General features: G+C 71.8%; 15 protein-coding genes and 1 tRNA gene. 13 read left to right on the top strand and 3 right to left on the bottom strand.

Annotation, left to right across the window (positions count from 1 at the left end):
• Positions 1-44 precede the first annotated feature (44 nt).
• On the top strand, positions 45-1,484 hold the full coding sequence (obgE, locus tag QIS99_RS20605) for a GTPase ObgE (RefSeq protein ID WP_282515040.1): 1,440 nt from the start codon (positions 45-47) through the stop codon (positions 1,482-1,484).
• A 103-nt stretch (positions 1,485-1,587) separates the two neighbouring features.
• On the opposite strand, the gene QIS99_RS20610 is transcribed toward obgE, so the two are convergent.
• Positions 1,588-3,654: a hypothetical protein gene (locus tag QIS99_RS20610; protein WP_282515041.1), complete on the bottom strand. Its 2,067-nt coding sequence runs from the start codon at positions 3,652-3,654 to the stop codon at positions 1,588-1,590.
• Positions 3,655-4,067: 413 nt separating this feature from the next.
• Here QIS99_RS20610 and proB point away from each other — a divergent pair, with 413 nt between their 5' ends.
• From proB to QIS99_RS20635, 5 genes are all read left to right on the top strand, one after another.
• Positions 4,068-5,174: a glutamate 5-kinase gene (gene proB, locus QIS99_RS20615; protein WP_282515042.1), complete on the top strand. Its 1,107-nt coding sequence runs from the start codon at positions 4,068-4,070 to the stop codon at positions 5,172-5,174.
• Positions 5,175-5,539: 365 nt separating this feature from the next.
• Positions 5,540-6,031, top strand: a complete 492-nt coding sequence (locus QIS99_RS20620) for a hypothetical protein (protein WP_282515043.1) — start codon at positions 5,540-5,542, stop codon at positions 6,029-6,031.
• A gap of 125 nt (positions 6,032-6,156) precedes the next feature.
• The gene (locus QIS99_RS20625; protein WP_282515044.1) at positions 6,157-7,440 is read left to right on the top strand and encodes a glutamate-5-semialdehyde dehydrogenase; all 1,284 of its coding nucleotides are present in this window, start codon (positions 6,157-6,159) and stop codon (positions 7,438-7,440) included.
• Between the two features lie 115 nt (positions 7,441-7,555).
• The gene (locus tag QIS99_RS20630) at positions 7,556-8,191 is read left to right on the top strand and encodes an SCO2584 family spore wall biosynthesis protein (RefSeq protein ID WP_456316498.1); all 636 of its coding nucleotides are present in this window, start codon (positions 7,556-7,558) and stop codon (positions 8,189-8,191) included.
• Between the two features lie 153 nt (positions 8,192-8,344).
• Positions 8,345-9,442, top strand: coding sequence for an SCO2583 family membrane protein (locus QIS99_RS20635; RefSeq protein ID WP_282515046.1), 1,098 nt, complete (start codon positions 8,345-8,347; stop codon positions 9,440-9,442).
• Positions 9,443-9,615: 173 nt separating this feature from the next.
• On the opposite strand, the gene QIS99_RS20640 is transcribed toward QIS99_RS20635, so the two are convergent.
• Entirely contained in the window at positions 9,616-10,767 is a 1,152-nt protein-coding gene (locus QIS99_RS20640) for a M48 family metallopeptidase (RefSeq protein ID WP_282515047.1), read from the bottom strand.
• 145 nt (positions 10,768-10,912) lie between these two features.
• Here QIS99_RS20640 and QIS99_RS20645 point away from each other — a divergent pair, with 145 nt between their 5' ends.
• The 7 genes from QIS99_RS20645 (at position 10,913) to QIS99_RS20675 (ending at position 15,293) form a co-directional block, all read left to right on the top strand.
• Positions 10,913-11,098, top strand: coding sequence for a hypothetical protein (locus QIS99_RS20645; RefSeq protein ID WP_282515048.1), 186 nt, complete (start codon positions 10,913-10,915; stop codon positions 11,096-11,098).
• 225 nt (positions 11,099-11,323) lie between these two features.
• Complete coding sequence (locus QIS99_RS20650) at positions 11,324-11,488, top strand: hypothetical protein (protein WP_282515049.1); 165 nt, start codon at positions 11,324-11,326, stop codon at positions 11,486-11,488.
• A 54-nt stretch (positions 11,489-11,542) separates the two neighbouring features.
• A complete protein-coding gene (gene nadD / locus QIS99_RS20655) occupies positions 11,543-12,169 on the top strand; it encodes a nicotinate-nucleotide adenylyltransferase (RefSeq protein ID WP_282515050.1) in 627 nt (208 codons plus the stop codon).
• A 16-nt stretch (positions 12,170-12,185) separates the two neighbouring features.
• A complete protein-coding gene (locus QIS99_RS20660; RefSeq protein ID WP_282515051.1) occupies positions 12,186-13,868 on the top strand; it encodes an LCP family protein in 1,683 nt (560 codons plus the stop codon).
• Between the two features lie 139 nt (positions 13,869-14,007).
• Complete coding sequence (rsfS, locus tag QIS99_RS20665) at positions 14,008-14,448, top strand: ribosome silencing factor (protein WP_282515052.1); 441 nt, start codon at positions 14,008-14,010, stop codon at positions 14,446-14,448.
• Positions 14,445-15,116 carry a histidine phosphatase family protein gene (locus tag QIS99_RS20670; protein WP_282515053.1) on the top strand — a complete coding sequence of 224 codons (672 nt, stop codon included), beginning with the start codon at positions 14,445-14,447 and terminating at the stop codon, positions 15,114-15,116. Before rsfS ends, QIS99_RS20670 begins: the two co-directional genes overlap by 4 nt.
• A 104-nt stretch (positions 15,117-15,220) precedes the next feature.
• Positions 15,221-15,293: transfer RNA gene (locus QIS99_RS20675), tRNA-Ala, on the top strand.
• 152 nt (positions 15,294-15,445) lie between these two features.
• On the opposite strand, the gene QIS99_RS20680 is transcribed toward QIS99_RS20675, so the two are convergent.
• A complete protein-coding gene (locus QIS99_RS20680; RefSeq protein WP_282515054.1) occupies positions 15,446-16,303 on the bottom strand; it encodes a helix-turn-helix transcriptional regulator in 858 nt (285 codons plus the stop codon).
• Between the last annotated feature and the right edge of the window lie 99 nt (positions 16,304-16,402).

Here is a 16,402-nt window from a genome sequence, read left to right on the forward strand (position 1 = left end):
GGCTGGGCAGCACCCCCGCAGCACCCCCCTGGAGGCACCGAACCATGACCACCTTCGTGGACCGCGTCGAGCTGCATATCGCCGCGGGTAACGGAGGTCACGGCTGTGCCTCCGTACACCGGGAGAAGTTCAAGCCGCTCGGCGGCCCCGACGGCGGCAACGGCGGCCGGGGCGGCGACATCACGCTCGTCGTCGACCAGTCCGTGACCACCCTGCTCGACTACCACCACAGCCCGCACCGCAAGGCCACCAACGGCAAGCCCGGCGAGGGCGGCAACCGCTCCGGCAAGGACGGCCAGGACCTGGTCCTGCCCGTGCCGGACGGCACCGTGATCCTCGACAAGGAGGGCAACGTCCTCGCCGACCTCGTCGGCCAGGGCACCTCGTACGTCGCCGCGCAGGGCGGCCGGGGCGGGCTCGGCAACGCGGCCCTCGCCTCCGCGCGGCGCAAGGCGCCCGGCTTCGCGCTGCTCGGTGAGCCCGGGCAGACCGGCGAGATCGTCCTGGAGCTGAAGACCGTCGCGGACGTGGCGCTCGTCGGCTACCCGAGCGCCGGCAAGTCCTCGCTGATCTCCGTGCTCTCCGCCGCCAAGCCGAAGATCGCGGACTATCCGTTCACGACGCTCGTGCCCAACCTCGGTGTGGTGACGGCCGGTTCGACCGTCTACACCATCGCGGACGTCCCCGGACTCATCCCCGGCGCCAGCCAGGGCAAGGGCCTCGGCCTGGAGTTCCTGCGGCACGTCGAGCGCTGCTCGGTGCTGGTGCACGTACTCGACACGGCGACGCTTGAGTCCGAGCGCGACCCGGTCTCCGACCTGGACGTGATCGAGGCCGAGCTGAAGGAGTACGGCGCGGGCCTGGAGAACCGGCCCCGCCTCGTCGTCCTCAACAAGATCGACGTGCCCGACGGCAAGGACCTCGCCGAGATGGTCCGGCCCGACCTGGAGGAGCGCGGCTACCGCGTCTTCGAGGTGTCCGCGGTCGCGCACACCGGGCTCAAGGAGCTGTCGTACGCGCTCGCCGAGCTGGTCGGCGCCGCGCGTGCCGCCAAGCCGAAGGAGGAGGCGACCCGGATCGTCATCCGCCCGAAGGCCGTGGACGAGACCGGCTTCACCGTCGTACGGGAAGAGGACGGGCTCTACCGCGTGCGCGGCGAGAAGCCGGAGCGCTGGGTGCGGCAGACCGACTTCAACAACGACGAGGCCGTCGGCTACCTCGCCGACCGGCTCGAACGCCTCGGCGTCGAGGCCGAGTTGATGAAGGCGGGCGCGCGCACCGGGGACGGCGTGGCGATCGGGCCCGAGGAGAACGCGGTCGTCTTCGACTGGGAGCCGACGGTGGCCTCCGGCGCGGAGATGCTCGGCCGCCGCGGCGAGGACCACCGCTTCGAGGCGCCGCGTCCGGCTGCGCAGCGGCGACGGGACAAGCAGGCGGAGCGGGACGAGGCGGAGCAGGAGTTCGACGAGTTCAAGCCGTTCTAGTCCGCTGACGCAGGAGGGCGGCACCCTAGTCCGCTGACGCAGGAGGGCGGCACCGGAACAACTCCGGTGCCGCCCTCCTGCGTCAGGCGTTACGCGTCAGGTGTTACGCGGTGACCTCTTCGGAGTCCGCGTCCTCCTCCGTCGCCACCTCTGCCGTGCGCTGCGCCGGGATCTCCGAGACGAGGCGGGCCTCCGCGCGGGTGCGGCGGGCGTCGGACGCGGCGCACAGGGCGCGGATCGCGTCGTTGAAGCGGTCGATGGACGGCGGGTCGGACGGGCCGAGCAGGTGCTCCTTGAGCTCGGCGCGGGACTCGGCGTACGGGTCCTGCTCCGGGTTGCGCACCGACTCCATCAGCGCGGCCACGCCGTCCGCCTCGGGGTTGAGGATCGTCGCGGCGCGGACCGTCGGGAAGCCCGAGCGGAACTCGGCCTCGGAGATCCCCGAGGTGTTGGCGACCGCGTACGGCTTCTCGCTGCTCAGCCAGTCCGAGACCACCGAGGAGACATCGCTGATCAGCAGGTCGGCCTGGTTGAAGCAGGAGAAGATCGCCGGGCGTGCGGTGGTGACGATCTGGTGTTCCCACTCGGGGAACGAGCCCCAGTACGCCGCCTCCCAGGCCGCCGTCGCCGCGGCCACGGCCGCCTCGCGGTCCTCGGCGGGCGCGGTCTGCAGCATCATGCGCTCCAGTTCGTCGGCCCCGGTGCGGAACGACGACGAGGTGAGCGCGTCCAGCTCGGCGGTGCGCAGGGCGAGGTCCCGGTCGGCCTCCGGGCCGGGGCGGGCGCCGGTGCGCTGGGCGGCGGCCTCGCGGATCATCGCCTTGATGCGCTCGTTGGCGGCGCCGGCGCGCGGGTCCTGCGAACCGGTCATCGGGTGCGGCTTGTAGAGCAGCCGGACCTTCGGGTCGGCGAGCAGCTCGCGGACGATGTTCTCACCGGCGAGGACCACCGAGGTGTTGCCGGGGTTGCCGTCCCAGCCCTCCCAGGTGGGGGCGTACAGGACGGTCGTGTACTCGCCGGTCGGGGCGCCCGCGTACGGGCGGATCGGGGAGAGCTGCGGGCGGCCGACCTCCACGACGTCCTTGTCGTCGACGCCGATGTCCGCGAGCTGGTAGCGGTCGCGGGCGGCCGGGCCCGCGACCCAGACCTCGTCGTAGGCCTTCGCGTACGGGTTGCAGGAGGACAGCTTGTCGCTCTCGCCGTGGTTGATGAACGCGTGCTTCAGCGTGGGGATGCGCAGCACCTGCGAGGTCTTCGCGGCGTTCGCCGGGTGCAGCATCATCTTCAGCGTCGAGTCCTCAAGGGCGAACATGTTCGCGACCTTGGGGACGCACAGGATCGGCACGTCGGTGGCGTCGATCTTCTGCACCATGAACCGCTCACGCAGCACGATCAGCGGCTTGCCGTCGACCTTGGCGAGCGTGGAGAGCCACATGTTCGCCTGGTACGCGGAGGTGGTGCCGCCGGAGAAGTACATGGCGACGGTCGGCTTGTACGCGTCCAGCCAGGCCGACAGCCACTCCATGACCTTCGCGTCGTGCACGGCGCGCTTCTTCGGCAGCATCCAGGTGGCCAGGTACGCGGTGCCGCCGGCCATCAGGGCGAGGGAGACGCCGACGCCGACCGCGCCCGCGTACACCGTCTTGGTGAGTGCCGAGACCATCAGGCCGACCGTCGCCGGGGCCGAGAAGACGAGCAGGCGGTGGGCCTGGCGGCGGGCCAGGAGGCGCGGCGGGGCGGCGCTCAGGTGCAGCGCCGACGCGTCGATGTTGCGCGTGACGATGGGCAGCTGGCGGCTGCGCCGGACCAGTACGGCCAGGGCCTGGCAGACGAAGTGCGCCAGGTAGAAGGCGAGCAGTGCGATGGTGAGCGGCGCCTGCTCGGCGAGCGGGTTGATGCCGGGCAGCCGGAGCAGGCCGACCACGATCAGCATGTCGCGCAGGAGCTGCCGTACCGTCACGTCGAAACGGATCTTGGCGAGCAGGGCGAGCAGACCCGGACGCTTGTACTGCAGATAGGTGTCGAGGGCCAGACCGCCGGCGCTCGCGACGATGAAGACGGGCAGGCTCGGCAGCAGAGCGCCGGCGAGTTGCGCCGTGAAGAGCGCGAACATCGTGAGCAGCGTGAGCAGCTGCACGACGCGGCGGGGGGCGAGTCCGGCGGAGGGCACGGGCTGGGCTCCTGGCAAAGTTCGGATGGGGGGATGCGGTGAGATCGGCCCCGTGACGGACCCGTGGGGGAGGACCGTGGGGAAGGCTGACCCCTGACCGTATGACCATCCGCGCTGCCTGGGCAATCTTCCGTGACAACTATCACCGGATACCGGGGCAAAGCGACCGAACCCGAGGCAACCCCGAGGCAACCCCGAGGCAACCCCGAGGCAACCCCGAGGCGCCTTCGGCCGTCGGCCGGAACGCGCGCCTGTGCCTGCGCCGACCACGGGTCGGAATGCGAAGCCGCCCACGGGTCGGAATGCGAAGGCGGGCTCTGGCGCCTCTCACGTAGATTGCGACGTACACACATCGGGAGCACAGGGGATCGCAGGTGTCAGGCGTAGCGGTGTCAGGCGTAGCAAGGAAGAGCGTGGCCGAGGCCCGTCGCATCGTGGTGAAGGTGGGCTCCTCCTCGCTCACCACCGCGTCCGGCGGCCTGGACGCGGACCGGGTGGACGCCCTCGTCGACGTCCTCGCGAAGTCCCGCAGCGGCGGTGAGAAGGAGATCGTCCTGGTCTCCTCCGGTGCCATCGCCGCCGGGCTCGCCCCGCTCGGCCTGCGCCGCCGGCCGCGCGACCTCGCCCGGCAGCAGGCCGCGGCCAGCGTCGGCCAGGGCCTGCTCGTCGCCCGCTACACCGCCTCGTTCGCGCGGTACGGCGTACGCGTCGGCCAGGTCCTGCTCACCAGCGACGACATGGCCCGCCGCGCCCACCACCGCAACGCCTCGCGCACCCTCGACCAGCTCCTCGCCATGGGCGCGCTGCCCGTCGTCAACGAGAACGACACGGTCGCGACGGACGAGATCCGCTTCGGCGACAACGACCGCCTCGCCGCCCTCGTCGCCCACCTGGTCCGCGCGGACCTGCTCGTCCTGCTGTCCGACGTGGACGGCCTGTACGACGGGGACCCGGCCAGGCCCGAGAGCTCGCGGATAGCGGAGGTGCGCGGGCCGGACGACATCGCGCATGTGCAGATCGGCAGCGCGGGCAAGGCGGGCGTCGGCACCGGCGGCATGGTCACCAAGGTCGAGGCGGCCCGGATCGCGGCCGCCGCCGGCATCCCTGTCGTCCTCACCTCCGCGGTGCACGCGGCCGACGCGCTCGCCGGGCGCGCCACCGGCACCCACTTCCACAGCACCGGCCGCCGCTCCGCCGACCGCCTGCTCTGGCTGCAGCACGCCTCGACCCCGCAGGGCGCGCTCACCCTGGACGACGGCGCAGTGCGGGCGGTCACCGAGCGGCGTACGTCGCTGCTGCCCGCCGGGATCCGGGCCGTCGAGGGCGAGTTCAGCGCGGGCGACCCGGTCGAGCTGCGGGACGCGGAGGGCCGCGCCGTCGCCCGTGGGCTGGTCAACTTCGACGCCAAGGAGATCCCCCAGCTCATCGGCCGCTCCACCCGCGAGCTCGCCAAGGAGCTGGGCCCGGCGTACGAGCGGGAGGTCGTGCACCGGGACGACCTGGTGCTGCTGCACGAGTGAGGGCCTGAGCTGTCCGGTGCCTGCTGTGTCGTAGGGGTGCGGCCTTGTGTTGTCGTACGGGTGCGGCCCTGTGTTGTCGTACGGGTGCGGTCCTGTGCTGTCGTACGAGGGTGGCCCTGTGCTGTCGTACGGGGGTGGCCCTGTGCTGTCGTACGGGGGGTGGCGGTGCAACATCTTGTTGACGGCGTTCCTGCAGCTCGGGCGCCGATCCGGCCGAAACAGGGCGCCCTGGGCGGGGGACCTTCCGGAAAACCCCCACGCGAAGCGTCCCGGCCTGTTCAACTTTGTTGCGGGGCAATTGTTTACGGGGCAGTGATGGCGGGCGGGGCAGGTCCGCACGACGAAGGCAGAGCAGGAGGCCGCCGGTGAGACGAGCGCGCCCCGGGGCGGCGTCCCGAGGCGGGGAGCGGGCCCTGACCAGCGTCAGGACCGGCAACGGCCCCGCGGACCGGGACGACGAGCGCACCGAGTCGACGAGTGAGCGTGCGGAGCCGGAACAGCGGGCGCCCACCGACGAGCCACGCCTGTGGCACGTGACCCTGAGCGTCTCGGGCCCCGCGACCCCGCTCCCGGACATCAGGCGGGGCCTCGAACAGCTCGCCCACGACCACGCGTTCCTGCTGACCAGCCGATACGCCGACGACCACGCCGAGATCCGGTACTGGGAGGAGGCCCGCGACCTGCACGACGCCGCCGCCGTCGCCCTGCGGCTCTGGGGCGAGCACCGGCAGAGCGCACAGCTGCCGCCGTGGGAGATCGTCGGCCTGGAGGTGATCGACCGGGACACGTACCACCAGCGCATCGCCGAGGGGTACGGCCCACCGCCGGCGGCACCCGTGGGCGTGCACCCGTTCTGAGGCGGGGTGCCGCCCGCGCAGCCCCTGGCACCGCGCCCGCAAGCGCCCCCGCGACAGGTTCCGGCCATGTCTCGGAGTGCGGGACACCGTTCGGACGCCCCGAGCGCCCCCGTTACGCTGCGGGTATGACCTCGCTCTCCCCGTACGCCGACATGTCCCCGGTCGCCCAGGCCGCCTACCGCGCCCGCGCCGCGGCCGCCGACATCGCGCCGCTGCCACGGGCCGCCAAGGACGACGCGCTGCTCGCCATCGCGGACGCCCTCGAAGTGCGGACCAAGGAGATCGTCGAGGCCAACGCCGAGGACATCGCCAAGGCCCGCGCCGCCGGCACCAGCGAGTCGATCATCGACCGCCTCACCCTCACCCCGGAGCGCGTCCGCGCCATCGCCTCCGACGTACGGGACGTCGTGGCCCTGCCCGACCCGGTCGGCGAGGTCGTCCGCGGCTCGACCCTGCCCAACGGCATCGACCTGCGCCAGGTCCGCGTCCCGCTCGGCGTCGTCGGGATCATCTACGAGGCCCGCCCCAACGTCACCGTCGACGCCGCCGCCCTCTGCCTCAAGTCCGGCAACGCGGTCCTGCTGCGCGGCTCGTCCTCCGCGTACCACTCCAACACCGCGCTGGTCCGCGTGCTGCGCGACGCCGTCGGCGGGGCCGGGCTCCCGGCCGACGCGATCCAGCTGGTCCCCGGCGAATCCCGGGACTCCGTACGGGAGTTGATGCGTGCCCGCGGCCTCGTCGACGTGCTGATCCCGCGCGGCGGCGCCTCCCTCATCCGTACCGTCGTCGAGGAGTCCACCGTCCCCGTCATCGAGACCGGCACCGGCAACTGCCACGTCTACGTGGACGCCGACGCCGACCTCGACATGGCCGTCGAGATCCTGATCAACTCCAAGGCCCAGCGCCCCAGCGTCTGCAACGCCGCCGAGACCCTCCTCGTACACGCGGACATCGCCGAGGCCTTCCTGCCGCGCGCCCTCGACGCTCTCGCCGAGGCCGGCGTGACCGTGCACGGCGACGAGCACGTGCAGACGTACGGCGAGAAGTCCCACGCCACCGTGCTGCCCGCGACGCCCGAGGACTGGGAGACCGAGTACCTCTCGTACGACATCGCCGCCGCCGTCGTCGACTCCCTCGACAAGGCCGTCGAGCACATCCGGCTGTGGACCTCCGGGCACACCGAGGCCATCGTCACCACCTCGCAGCAGGCCGCCCGCCGCTTCACCCAGCTGGTCGACTCGACCACGGTCGCCGTGAACGCCTCCACCCGGTTCACCGACGGCGGCCAGTTCGGCTTCGGCGCCGAGATCGGCATCTCCACGCAGAAGCTGCACGCCCGCGGCCCGATGGGGCTGCCCGAGCTGACCTCCACGAAGTACATCGTCACCGGCGACGGCCACACCCGCTGAGCCCTGCGGTCACGCGGACGGCCTGCACGACGGCCTACGCGACGGCTTACGCGTACGAAGCGGCGAATTTCCTTACGCCCTGCCCAAAATGACCCCCCAGGTCTACTCTGGACCCGTGCCGGAGGACGTGGGGGGCACGCCGTCTGCGGACGGCCGGGAGCCCGACGACGACCGCGACCACGGACGTGCGGACGAGGAGTTCGCCGCCGTGGTCTTCGACGAGGACTTCGTCCGCTCCGCCGCCATCCACGAGCCCAGCGCCGTCGAACGCCTGCTCGCCCAGGCCCAGGACCGCGCCGAGGCCGAACACCGCCGCCGCGGCCACCCCGAGGACCGCGCCGACGACCGCTACGACGACCGTTACGACCTCGACGCCTACGACGACGATCACGACGATCACGACGGCCACGACGGGTACGCGGACCGCAACCCGGAGTGGGGCGACGCGTACGGCCCGTACGGACCCGACGGCCCGCTGGACCTCGACTCCGCCGGGCGCCGCACCCCGGGGCGCTGGCACCGGCCCGTCGCCTGGGTGCTCGCCCTGGTCATGGGCATCGGCATGGTCGCCCTCGCCTTCACCGCCGTCTACCGGGGCAACTCCGGCCACCGCGAGGACCCGGTCCCGGCGCCCACCACGACCGGGGTCGACAGCAGCCCGTCCACGCCGGTCGGCCCGTCGGTCCCGGTCGGCCCGTCCACGCCGGTCGGCCCGTCGGTCCCGGTCGGCCGCTCCGCGCCCGGCCTGTGACTTCGTTTGCCTGCCGCCGAGTTCTCTGTCGCCGAGTTCTCTGTCGCCAAGTTCCCTGTCGCCAAGTTCCCTGCCGCTAAGTTCTTTGTTGCTACGGGAAGTTGACTCGTACCAGCGCGTTTACCCGAGCCGCCCCCGACCTACCCTGAAAGTATGGCCGGGCCGGGAGACCCACCTGAGGGCACGCCCGAAGGCACACCAGAGGGCGTCCCCGGTGGAGGCGAGGAAGAGTACCGATCCGTCGTCTTCGACGAGTCGTTCGTACGCGCTGCCCGCCTCCAGGAGTTCTCCGCGCGCGAGCGCGCAGGCGAGCACGCGCCCGCCGTGCGCCGCCGCCCCGCGCCCGTCGTCACCGCGTCCCGCTCGCTCTCCCGGCAGGCGCTGGTCCTCTTCCTGCTGATCACCGTCGCCTTCGCCACGGCGATCTTCATGGGCCTGCGCAATCCGGCCCCGCCCCCTCGCCACCGGCCCGCCGACCCGCTGCGCACCACCGTCGTCCCGCTCGCGCCGCGCGGGCCCGTGCCCGGCGCCCAGGACGTCGCCGAGCTGCTGGCCCGCAGTCCCGCCGCGCAGTTCAAGGCCGGGGCCGCCGGGATCGGGCTGCCCGCCGCGCGCCGCACCGCACACTTCTCCGACAGCCAGGTGCTCACCGCGCTGACCACAGCCAAGGACTACCTGGTGGCGTCCTCCCTCGACCCCGACGCGCTCACCGGCGACGAGGTGCGCTCCGTGCGGATCCTGCTCGACCCGGACCAGCTGGACCAGTTCGACCGCAGCCTGCACCGCCCCGCCGCCGACGGCCGCCATGCCGCCACCGGCTGGCTCATCCGGTTCGACCCGCGCCACGCCGAGCTCGCCGACCCGCGCGTCCGCGTCCAGGGCACCCTGCACGCCGCCGAGGTGAACTCCGACCTCATCGACGTGATCTCCGAGCACACCTTCGTCTACGCCGTACGCCCCGCGGGCGGGGACGACGAGCGGGCCAGCCTCTTCACCGTCCGCCGTGAGCTGCACTTCCGCTTCGACCGCGAGGACCTCCAGCGCCGGCGCACCGAACTGCTCACCTCGCACGCCCAGGCCGGACCGCTGTCCTGCGGCACGGAGTCCGCGGACCGGCTGCGGCCGCTGCTCGCCGGACAGAAGGCGAAGCCGGGCGGCCCCGCGGGCACCGACCCGTACGCGCGCGGGCCGCACGACACGGCGCTGTGCGGGTCCCTCGCGGGGTCGGCACAGCCGTCGCCGTCACCGTAGCTGTGGGCGTGGCCGTAGCTGTGTGTGGTTGCCGTCGGTGGTTGCCGTCGGTGGTTGCCGTCGGTGGTTGCCGTCTGTGGTTGCCGTGTGTGGTTGCTGTGTGTGGTTGGGGGCGCTGTCGGCTGGTCCGCGGGGGCTGCTGTCGGCCGGTCAGGGGAGGCCGACGCCGGAGGTCAGCGGGCGTCGTCGCCGTCGTCTCTCCGGTCCCGGTCGCCGCGGCCGTCCCCGTAGCCCGCGCCGCCGTCCGCGCCGCCGTCCGCGTCGTTCTCGTGGCCGGGTCCGCCGCCGCTCTGGCCGCCTGCGCCCGTGAACCGGTCCCGCAGCTTGCCGCCCAGGTCGCCCGCGCCGCCCGCAATGTCCGAGACGAGCTTCATCAGCGGGTCCTTGGACGTACGCACGTCACTGGCGTAGCTGGAGGCGGACTGGCGGAAGGAGTCGGAGACCGAGGTGTCCTTGTCCTCCTCGCGCCTCGGGTAGTGGCCGTCCATGATCCGCTGATAGTCGCGGGACTCGGACCAGCGCTTCAGCTCGGCCGCGCGGACCGTGGTGAAGGGGTGCGAACGGGGCAGGACGTTGAGGATCTTGAGGACCGAGTCGCGCAGGTCGCCGCCCCTCTCGTACTCCTCGGCCTGCTCCAGGAACGCGTCCACGTTCATCTCGTGCAGGTGGTTGCCGCCCGCGATCTTCATCAGGCCGCGCATCGACGCCTGCAGGTCCTGGCCGACGAGCAGACCCGCGCGGTCCGCCGACAGCTCCGACTTGCGGAACCACTCGCGCAGCGCCGTCACGATCGCCATGATCGCGACGTTGCCCAGCGGGATCCACGCCACCTTCAGGGCGAGGTTCGTGAGGAACAGCAGGATCGTGCGGTACACCGAGTGGCCGGACAGGGCGTGCCCCGCCTCGTGGCCGACGACGGCGCGCATCTCCTCCTCGTCGAGCAGCTCCACCAGGCCCGTGGTGACCACGATGATCGGCTCGTCCAGGCCGATGCACATCGCGTTCGGCTTCGGGTCCTGCGTGACGTACATCGCCGGGACCTTTTCCAGGTCCAGGATGTAACAGGCATCGCGCAGCATGGTGTTGAGGTGCGCGAACTGGGCGTCGCTGACCCGCACCGAGTCCGACAGGAACAGCAGCCGCAGGCTGCGCTCCGGCAGCAGTCCGCTGAGCGCCTTGAAGACGGTGTCGAACCCGCTGAGCCGGCGCAGGGCCACCAGCGCCGAGCGGTCCGCCGGGTGTTCGTACGCCCGTGAGGAGATCCCGGGGAAGCGGCGGCGCTGCCGGCCGGGGAGATTCTCGTGCTGTCCGGAGTTCTCGGTCATGTGGCCCCCAAAATTTCTGCGGCTGGTCCCGCCCCCGAAGAACGTCCAGCCTATGCGTTTCGGTTCCATCGCGGCGGGGGCACATCGATCCACTTTTTCCGCGCGGGCTACGGTGGCGGGGCAGCACACCGAAGGAGTACGCGTCATGGAGTACGGCCACACCGCCCTGCTGGCCGCCGCGGAGTTCGCCGAGCTCGCCGCGGAGGACCAGGGGCCGGGCACCACCCTGCGCATCGTCCTCGTCGCCTCCCTCGTCGGCGCCGCCCTGCTCGCCTGGCTGCTGCTCCGCGGCTACCGCAGGGACGCGGACGACGACCGCGACGACACCTGAGCGAAGCCGCCCCGGACCCGCGCTGTGCCCGGCCCCGCTCCGGACCCGCCCCGGCCCCCGGCCCCGTCCCCGAACCTGCCCCAGCCCTGCCCCAGCCCTGCCCCAGCCCCGCTCCGGGCCCGGCCGGGCGCCGATGCCTGAGTCGGCGTGAGCGCCCGCGAGGTGCCCGCATACGATGTGCGGGAAGTCTCGATCCCGCTCCCACCCGGATAGGTCCTGCCGACGATGAGCCTCCACACCACCACTGCCCAGCTGGTCACCCTCGCCTCCGGCGGCGGTGAGCACGTAGACGAGCACGCGAGCATCAGCCCTTACGTCACCGGCGGCGGCGCGCTCGTACTGCTGCTCCTGCTGCTCTGGATCACCACCCGCTTCAACCGCGACCGCTGATCCGCATCCCACCGCCGACAGCGCCTTCGCCTGTGGCCGGTAGGGTCTGCACGCATGGGAGAGCAGGACATGCCTACCGGCCCGTCGATCTCGGGCAAGCGCCGTCTCGGCGTCATGGGCGGAACGTTTGACCCGATTCACCACGGGCACCTGGTGGCCGCCAGCGAGGTGGCCGCCCAGTTCCACCTGGACGAGGTCGTCTTCGTGCCCACCGGGCAGCCGTGGCAGAAGAGCCACAAGACCGTCTCCCCGGCCGAGGACCGCTACCTCATGACGGTCATCGCGACCGCGGAGAACCCGCAGTTCTCGGTCAGCCGCCTCGACATCGACCGCGGCGGACGGACGTACACGATCGACACTCTGCGCGATCTGCGCGCGCTCAACCCCGACACGGATCTGTTCTTCATCACCGGTGCGGACGCACTCGGCCAGATCCTCACCTGGCGGGACGCGGAGGAGCTCTTCTCCCTCGCGCACTTCATCGGCTGCACCCGACCCGGCCACCACCTGTCGGACGACGGGCTTCCGGAAGGCGGGGTCTCGCTTGTCGAGGTGCCCGCCCTCGCGATCTCCTCTACGGACTGCCGCGCGAGGGTCGCCAAGGGGGAGCCGGTCTGGTATCTGGTGCCGGACGGCGTGGTGCGCTACATCGACAAGCGCGAGCTGTACCGCGGCGAGTGAGCCGAGAGGGGCACCGGTGAACGACCGACAGTACGAGCCTTACGACCCGTACGCAGACGGCCGCTACGAGATCGTCGGCTACGACGAGTACGGGCAGCCGGTGTACCAGCAGGTAACCCCCCAGCAGCCCCAGCCCCAGCCCCAGCCCCAGCAGCCCATGCAGCAGCCCCAGGGCCACGACCCCTTCGGCGCCCAGCAGCAGCCCCAGGGCTACGGCTACGACCCGTACGCCGCGCAGCCCGCGTACGACAACGGCCCCTACGGGCAAGGCGGTTACGCCCAGGGCGGGTACGGCGATCCGGCGTACGCCCCGGACCAGGAGGCCGCGTACGACCCGTACGGGCAGGCCGCCGGCACCGGGCAGCAGCAGCGCGTCGAGGAACAGACCGCCTGGGTGCCGCAGCAGCGGCCGGAACCTCACGTTCCCGAGGAGTCGCGCACCGCGGGCGAGTACCGCACCGAGCAGTTCCAGTTCGTCGAGGAGCCGGACGACGAGTCCGAGGACGTCATCGACTGGCTGAAGTTCACCGAGTCCCGCACCGAGCGCCGAGAAGAGGCCAAGCGCCGCGGCCGCAACCGCCTGATCGCCCTGGTCGTGGTCCTCGCGCTCGCCCTGACCGGCGGCGTCGGCTACCTCTGGTACGCGGGCAAGCTGCCCGGCCTGTCCGGCTCGGAGGGCGGCCCCGCCGCGGCGGACGGGCCGCAGAAGCGCGACGTGATCGTGCTCCACCTGCACAGCACCAAGAAGCCCGGCACCTCCACCGCCCTGCTCGTCAACAACAGCACCACCGGCCAGGGCTCCACCGTGCTGCTGCCCAACTCGCTCTCCGTGACCGACGAGGACGGCGCCACCACCACCCTCGGCAAATCCGTCGACGAGGACGGTGCGGGCGGCACCCGCGAGGCCATCAACTCGCTCCTCGGCACCAGGATCGAGGGCACCTGGCGCCTCGACACCCCGTACCTGAACAACCTCGTCGAGATCGTCGGCGACATCGAGATCGACACCGACACGAACGTGCCGGACCCCGAGGCGAAGAAGAAGGGCGAGGCCCCCCTCGTCAAGAAGGGCGAGAAACAGACCCTCAGCGGCCCGATGGCCGTCGCGTACGCCACCTACCGGGCGCCGGGCGAGAGCGAGACGGCGCAGCTGAAGCGGTTCGGCGCGGTCATGCACGGCGTGCTGCGGAAGATCTCCAGCGACCCGGACGCCGCCACCACCACCGTGAAAACCCTCACTCAGATCCTCGATCCGTCACTCAAGGAGAACGATCTGGGTGCCGCGCTCGCGACGCTCGCCGAGCACGCGAAAACCGGCGCTTACAAGACGTCGGTTCTGCCCGTGCAGCCGGACGGCACCCTCACCGAGCAGGCCACGCGGGCCGTGGTCAAGGACGTCCTCGGCGGCAAGGTCAAGAGCCCCGACCAGGGCGACACCGTACGTATCAGCGTCTCCGGCGCGGAGCGGTCCGTGCAGAGCGCCCGCGTCGACCTCGTCAACGGCGGCTGGGCCGTCGTCCGGGGCCGCTCGCCGGCGACCACCGTGTCGCAGGTCACTTACGCCGACGCCGCCCAGAAGGCGCAGGCGGAGGAGGTCGCCAAGACCCTCGACCTGCCGGCCGGCGCCGTCAGGAAGGGCAAGGTCGCCGCGAACGCCGACGTCACAGTGGTCCTCGGCGCCGACTACCGCGCGGGCTGACACCTGCCGCGCGGGCTGACAACCACCGCGCGGGCTGACACCGGGCCGCGAGTGGTCAGGGTCCGGGTAATTGGTTGAGGTGCCGTCCGTGGTCCGTGAGACCCTTGACGGGTACTGACCGCCTAAAGAAAGCCTCGTAGTGACCGCGACGGACCGCTCCAACGAGCTCATCAACGTTGCCGCACAGGCGGCGGCCGACAAGCTCGCGCACGACATCATCGCCTACGACGTCAGCGACGTCCTTGCCATCACGGACGCCTTCCTGCTGGCCTCCGCGCCCAACGACCGCCAGGTCAAGTCGATCGTCGACGAGATCGAGGAGCGCCTCAACAAGGAGCTCGGCGCCAAGCCCGTACGCCGCGAAGGCGACCGCGAGGCCCGCTGGATCCTCCTCGACTACGTCGACATCGTGGTGCACGTCCAGCACAGCGAGGAGCGCGTCTTCTACGCCCTTGAGCGCCTGTGGAAGGACTGCCCCGAACTCGACCTGCCCGAGGACGCCAAGGCGACCCGCGGCAAGGGCGCCGAGCACGCCGAGCAGCAGGCGGCGGCCGACGCCGACGCCGGAGACCTCCGGTGAGCTCCAAGGGCTCGTTCCTGAACGCCTCCGGCGGCCGCGGCCGCCGCGTCATCCTGTGGCGGCACGGCCAGACCGCCTGGAACCTGGAGCGCCGCTTCCAGGGCAGCACGGACATCGAGCTGACCGACGAGGGCATGGCCCAGGCCCGCCGCGCGGCCCGGCTGCTCGCCTCCCTGAAGCCGGACGCCATCGTCGCGTCCGACCTCAAGCGCGCCGCCGCCACCGCGGCCGAACTGGCCTCCCTGACCGACCTCGACGTCGCGCACGACGGCGCCCTGCGGGAGACCTACGCGGGCCGCTGGCAGGGCCTCACGCACGACGAGATCATGACCCAGTACGGCGAGCAGTACGCCGCGTGGAAGCGCGGCGAGCCGGTGCGCAGGGGCGGCGGTGAGCTGGAGACCGAGGTCGCCGAGCGGGCCGCCCCTGTGGTCCTCGGGCACGCGGACAAGCTGCCCGACGGCGGCACGCTCGTCGTCGTCAGCCACGGTGGCACGATCCGTACCACCATCGGCCGGCTGCTCGGTCTGGAGCCGCACCACTGGGAAAGCCTCGGCGGGCTCTCCAACTGCTGCTGGTCGGTGCTCGGCGAGGGCGCCCGCGGCTGGCGGCTGCTCGAACACAACGCGGGCACGCTGCCGGAGCCGGTCCTCGGCGACGACGACTGAGACCGGCCGGTCCTGCCTTCCGCGGCCTGGGACCCGGATTTCACTTTCCGGCAGGTCGCAGGCTAAAGTTCTTCTTGTTCGCCCGCCGAGCGGGAAGAACACCAGGGGCTATAGCTCAGTTGGTAGAGCGCTTGCATGGCATGCAAGAGGTCAGGAGTTCAATTCTCCTTAGCTCCACAGTCACCGGAATCCCGTCCCCGTCAGGGGGCGGGATTTTGCGTTGTGCGGGTTTCGCGTGGGTGTGCGTTTCGCGTGGGTGTGCGTTTCGTGTTGTGCGGGGTTTCCGTGGCATGCGGTTTCCGTGGCTCGCGGTTTCCGTGGCTCCCAGGTCAACGCCGCCGCAGCGCGCGCAGCGCGGCCGTACGGGAACGGCTCAGCTCGTCGGCCGGGGTGTACGCCACGATCCGGCACTCCGGCATGCCGTTGACCGACAGGGACACCGACGTCAGGCGTATCTCGCCGACCCTCCGGTGCCGGAACGTCTTCACGCGCGGGCCCGGCGTCACCACGTCCCCACTGCGCCACAGCTCCGCGAAGTGCGGGCTCGCGGCCGACAGATCACGCACGAAGTGCTCCCATGCCGGCTCGCCCACATGGGAGCCGTACGCCTGGCGCAGCTGCGCCACCATCATCGGGAGCTCCGTGTCCCGGAACATCACCGGGCACTCGGCCTCGTCGAGCGTGAACAGCGCCCACAGGCTGTTGTGCACGCCCACTGAACGGACTGCCGGGGTGTCGAACAGGTCCAGATAGGCGGCATTGGTGGCCAGGACGTCGTACCGCGCGTTGTAGACCACCGCCGGGTGCGGGTCCAGGGCGTCGAGGATGCCCTGGAGCTCCGGGCTGACGCGGTCCGTGTCCGGGCCGCGCGGTGGGACGTACGGCACCTGCGCCAGGTGGTAGAGGTGCTCGCGCTCCGTCTCGTCCAGGCGGAGCGTGCGCGCCACGGCGTCCAGAACCTGCGGGGAGGCGTTGATGGGGCGGCCCTGCTCCAGCCACGTGTACCAGGTCACGCCCACGCCGGAGAGCTGCGCCACCTCCTCGCGGCGCAGGCCGGGCGTGCGGCGGCGCAGGCCCGGTGCCATGCCGACGTCGGCGGGCGTCACCCGGGCCCGGCGGCCGCGCAGGAAGGCGGCGAGCTCCGGCCGGCGGCGCCGAGTGGCCGCTGTCTCCGTCACGGTCGTCACATCCCCCAGGATCGATCGGCTCGGGTGCTGTTGCCAGGTGCTGTCAGTACCCGTATCGGCGGGCTCTCGTGAGGCGCGGGCATGGGCGGGCACGCTCGC

The sequence above is a fragment of the Streptomyces solicavernae genome, from assembly GCF_029968095.1.
Taxonomy (GTDB): domain Bacteria; phylum Actinomycetota; class Actinomycetes; order Streptomycetales; family Streptomycetaceae; genus Streptomyces; species Streptomyces solicavernae.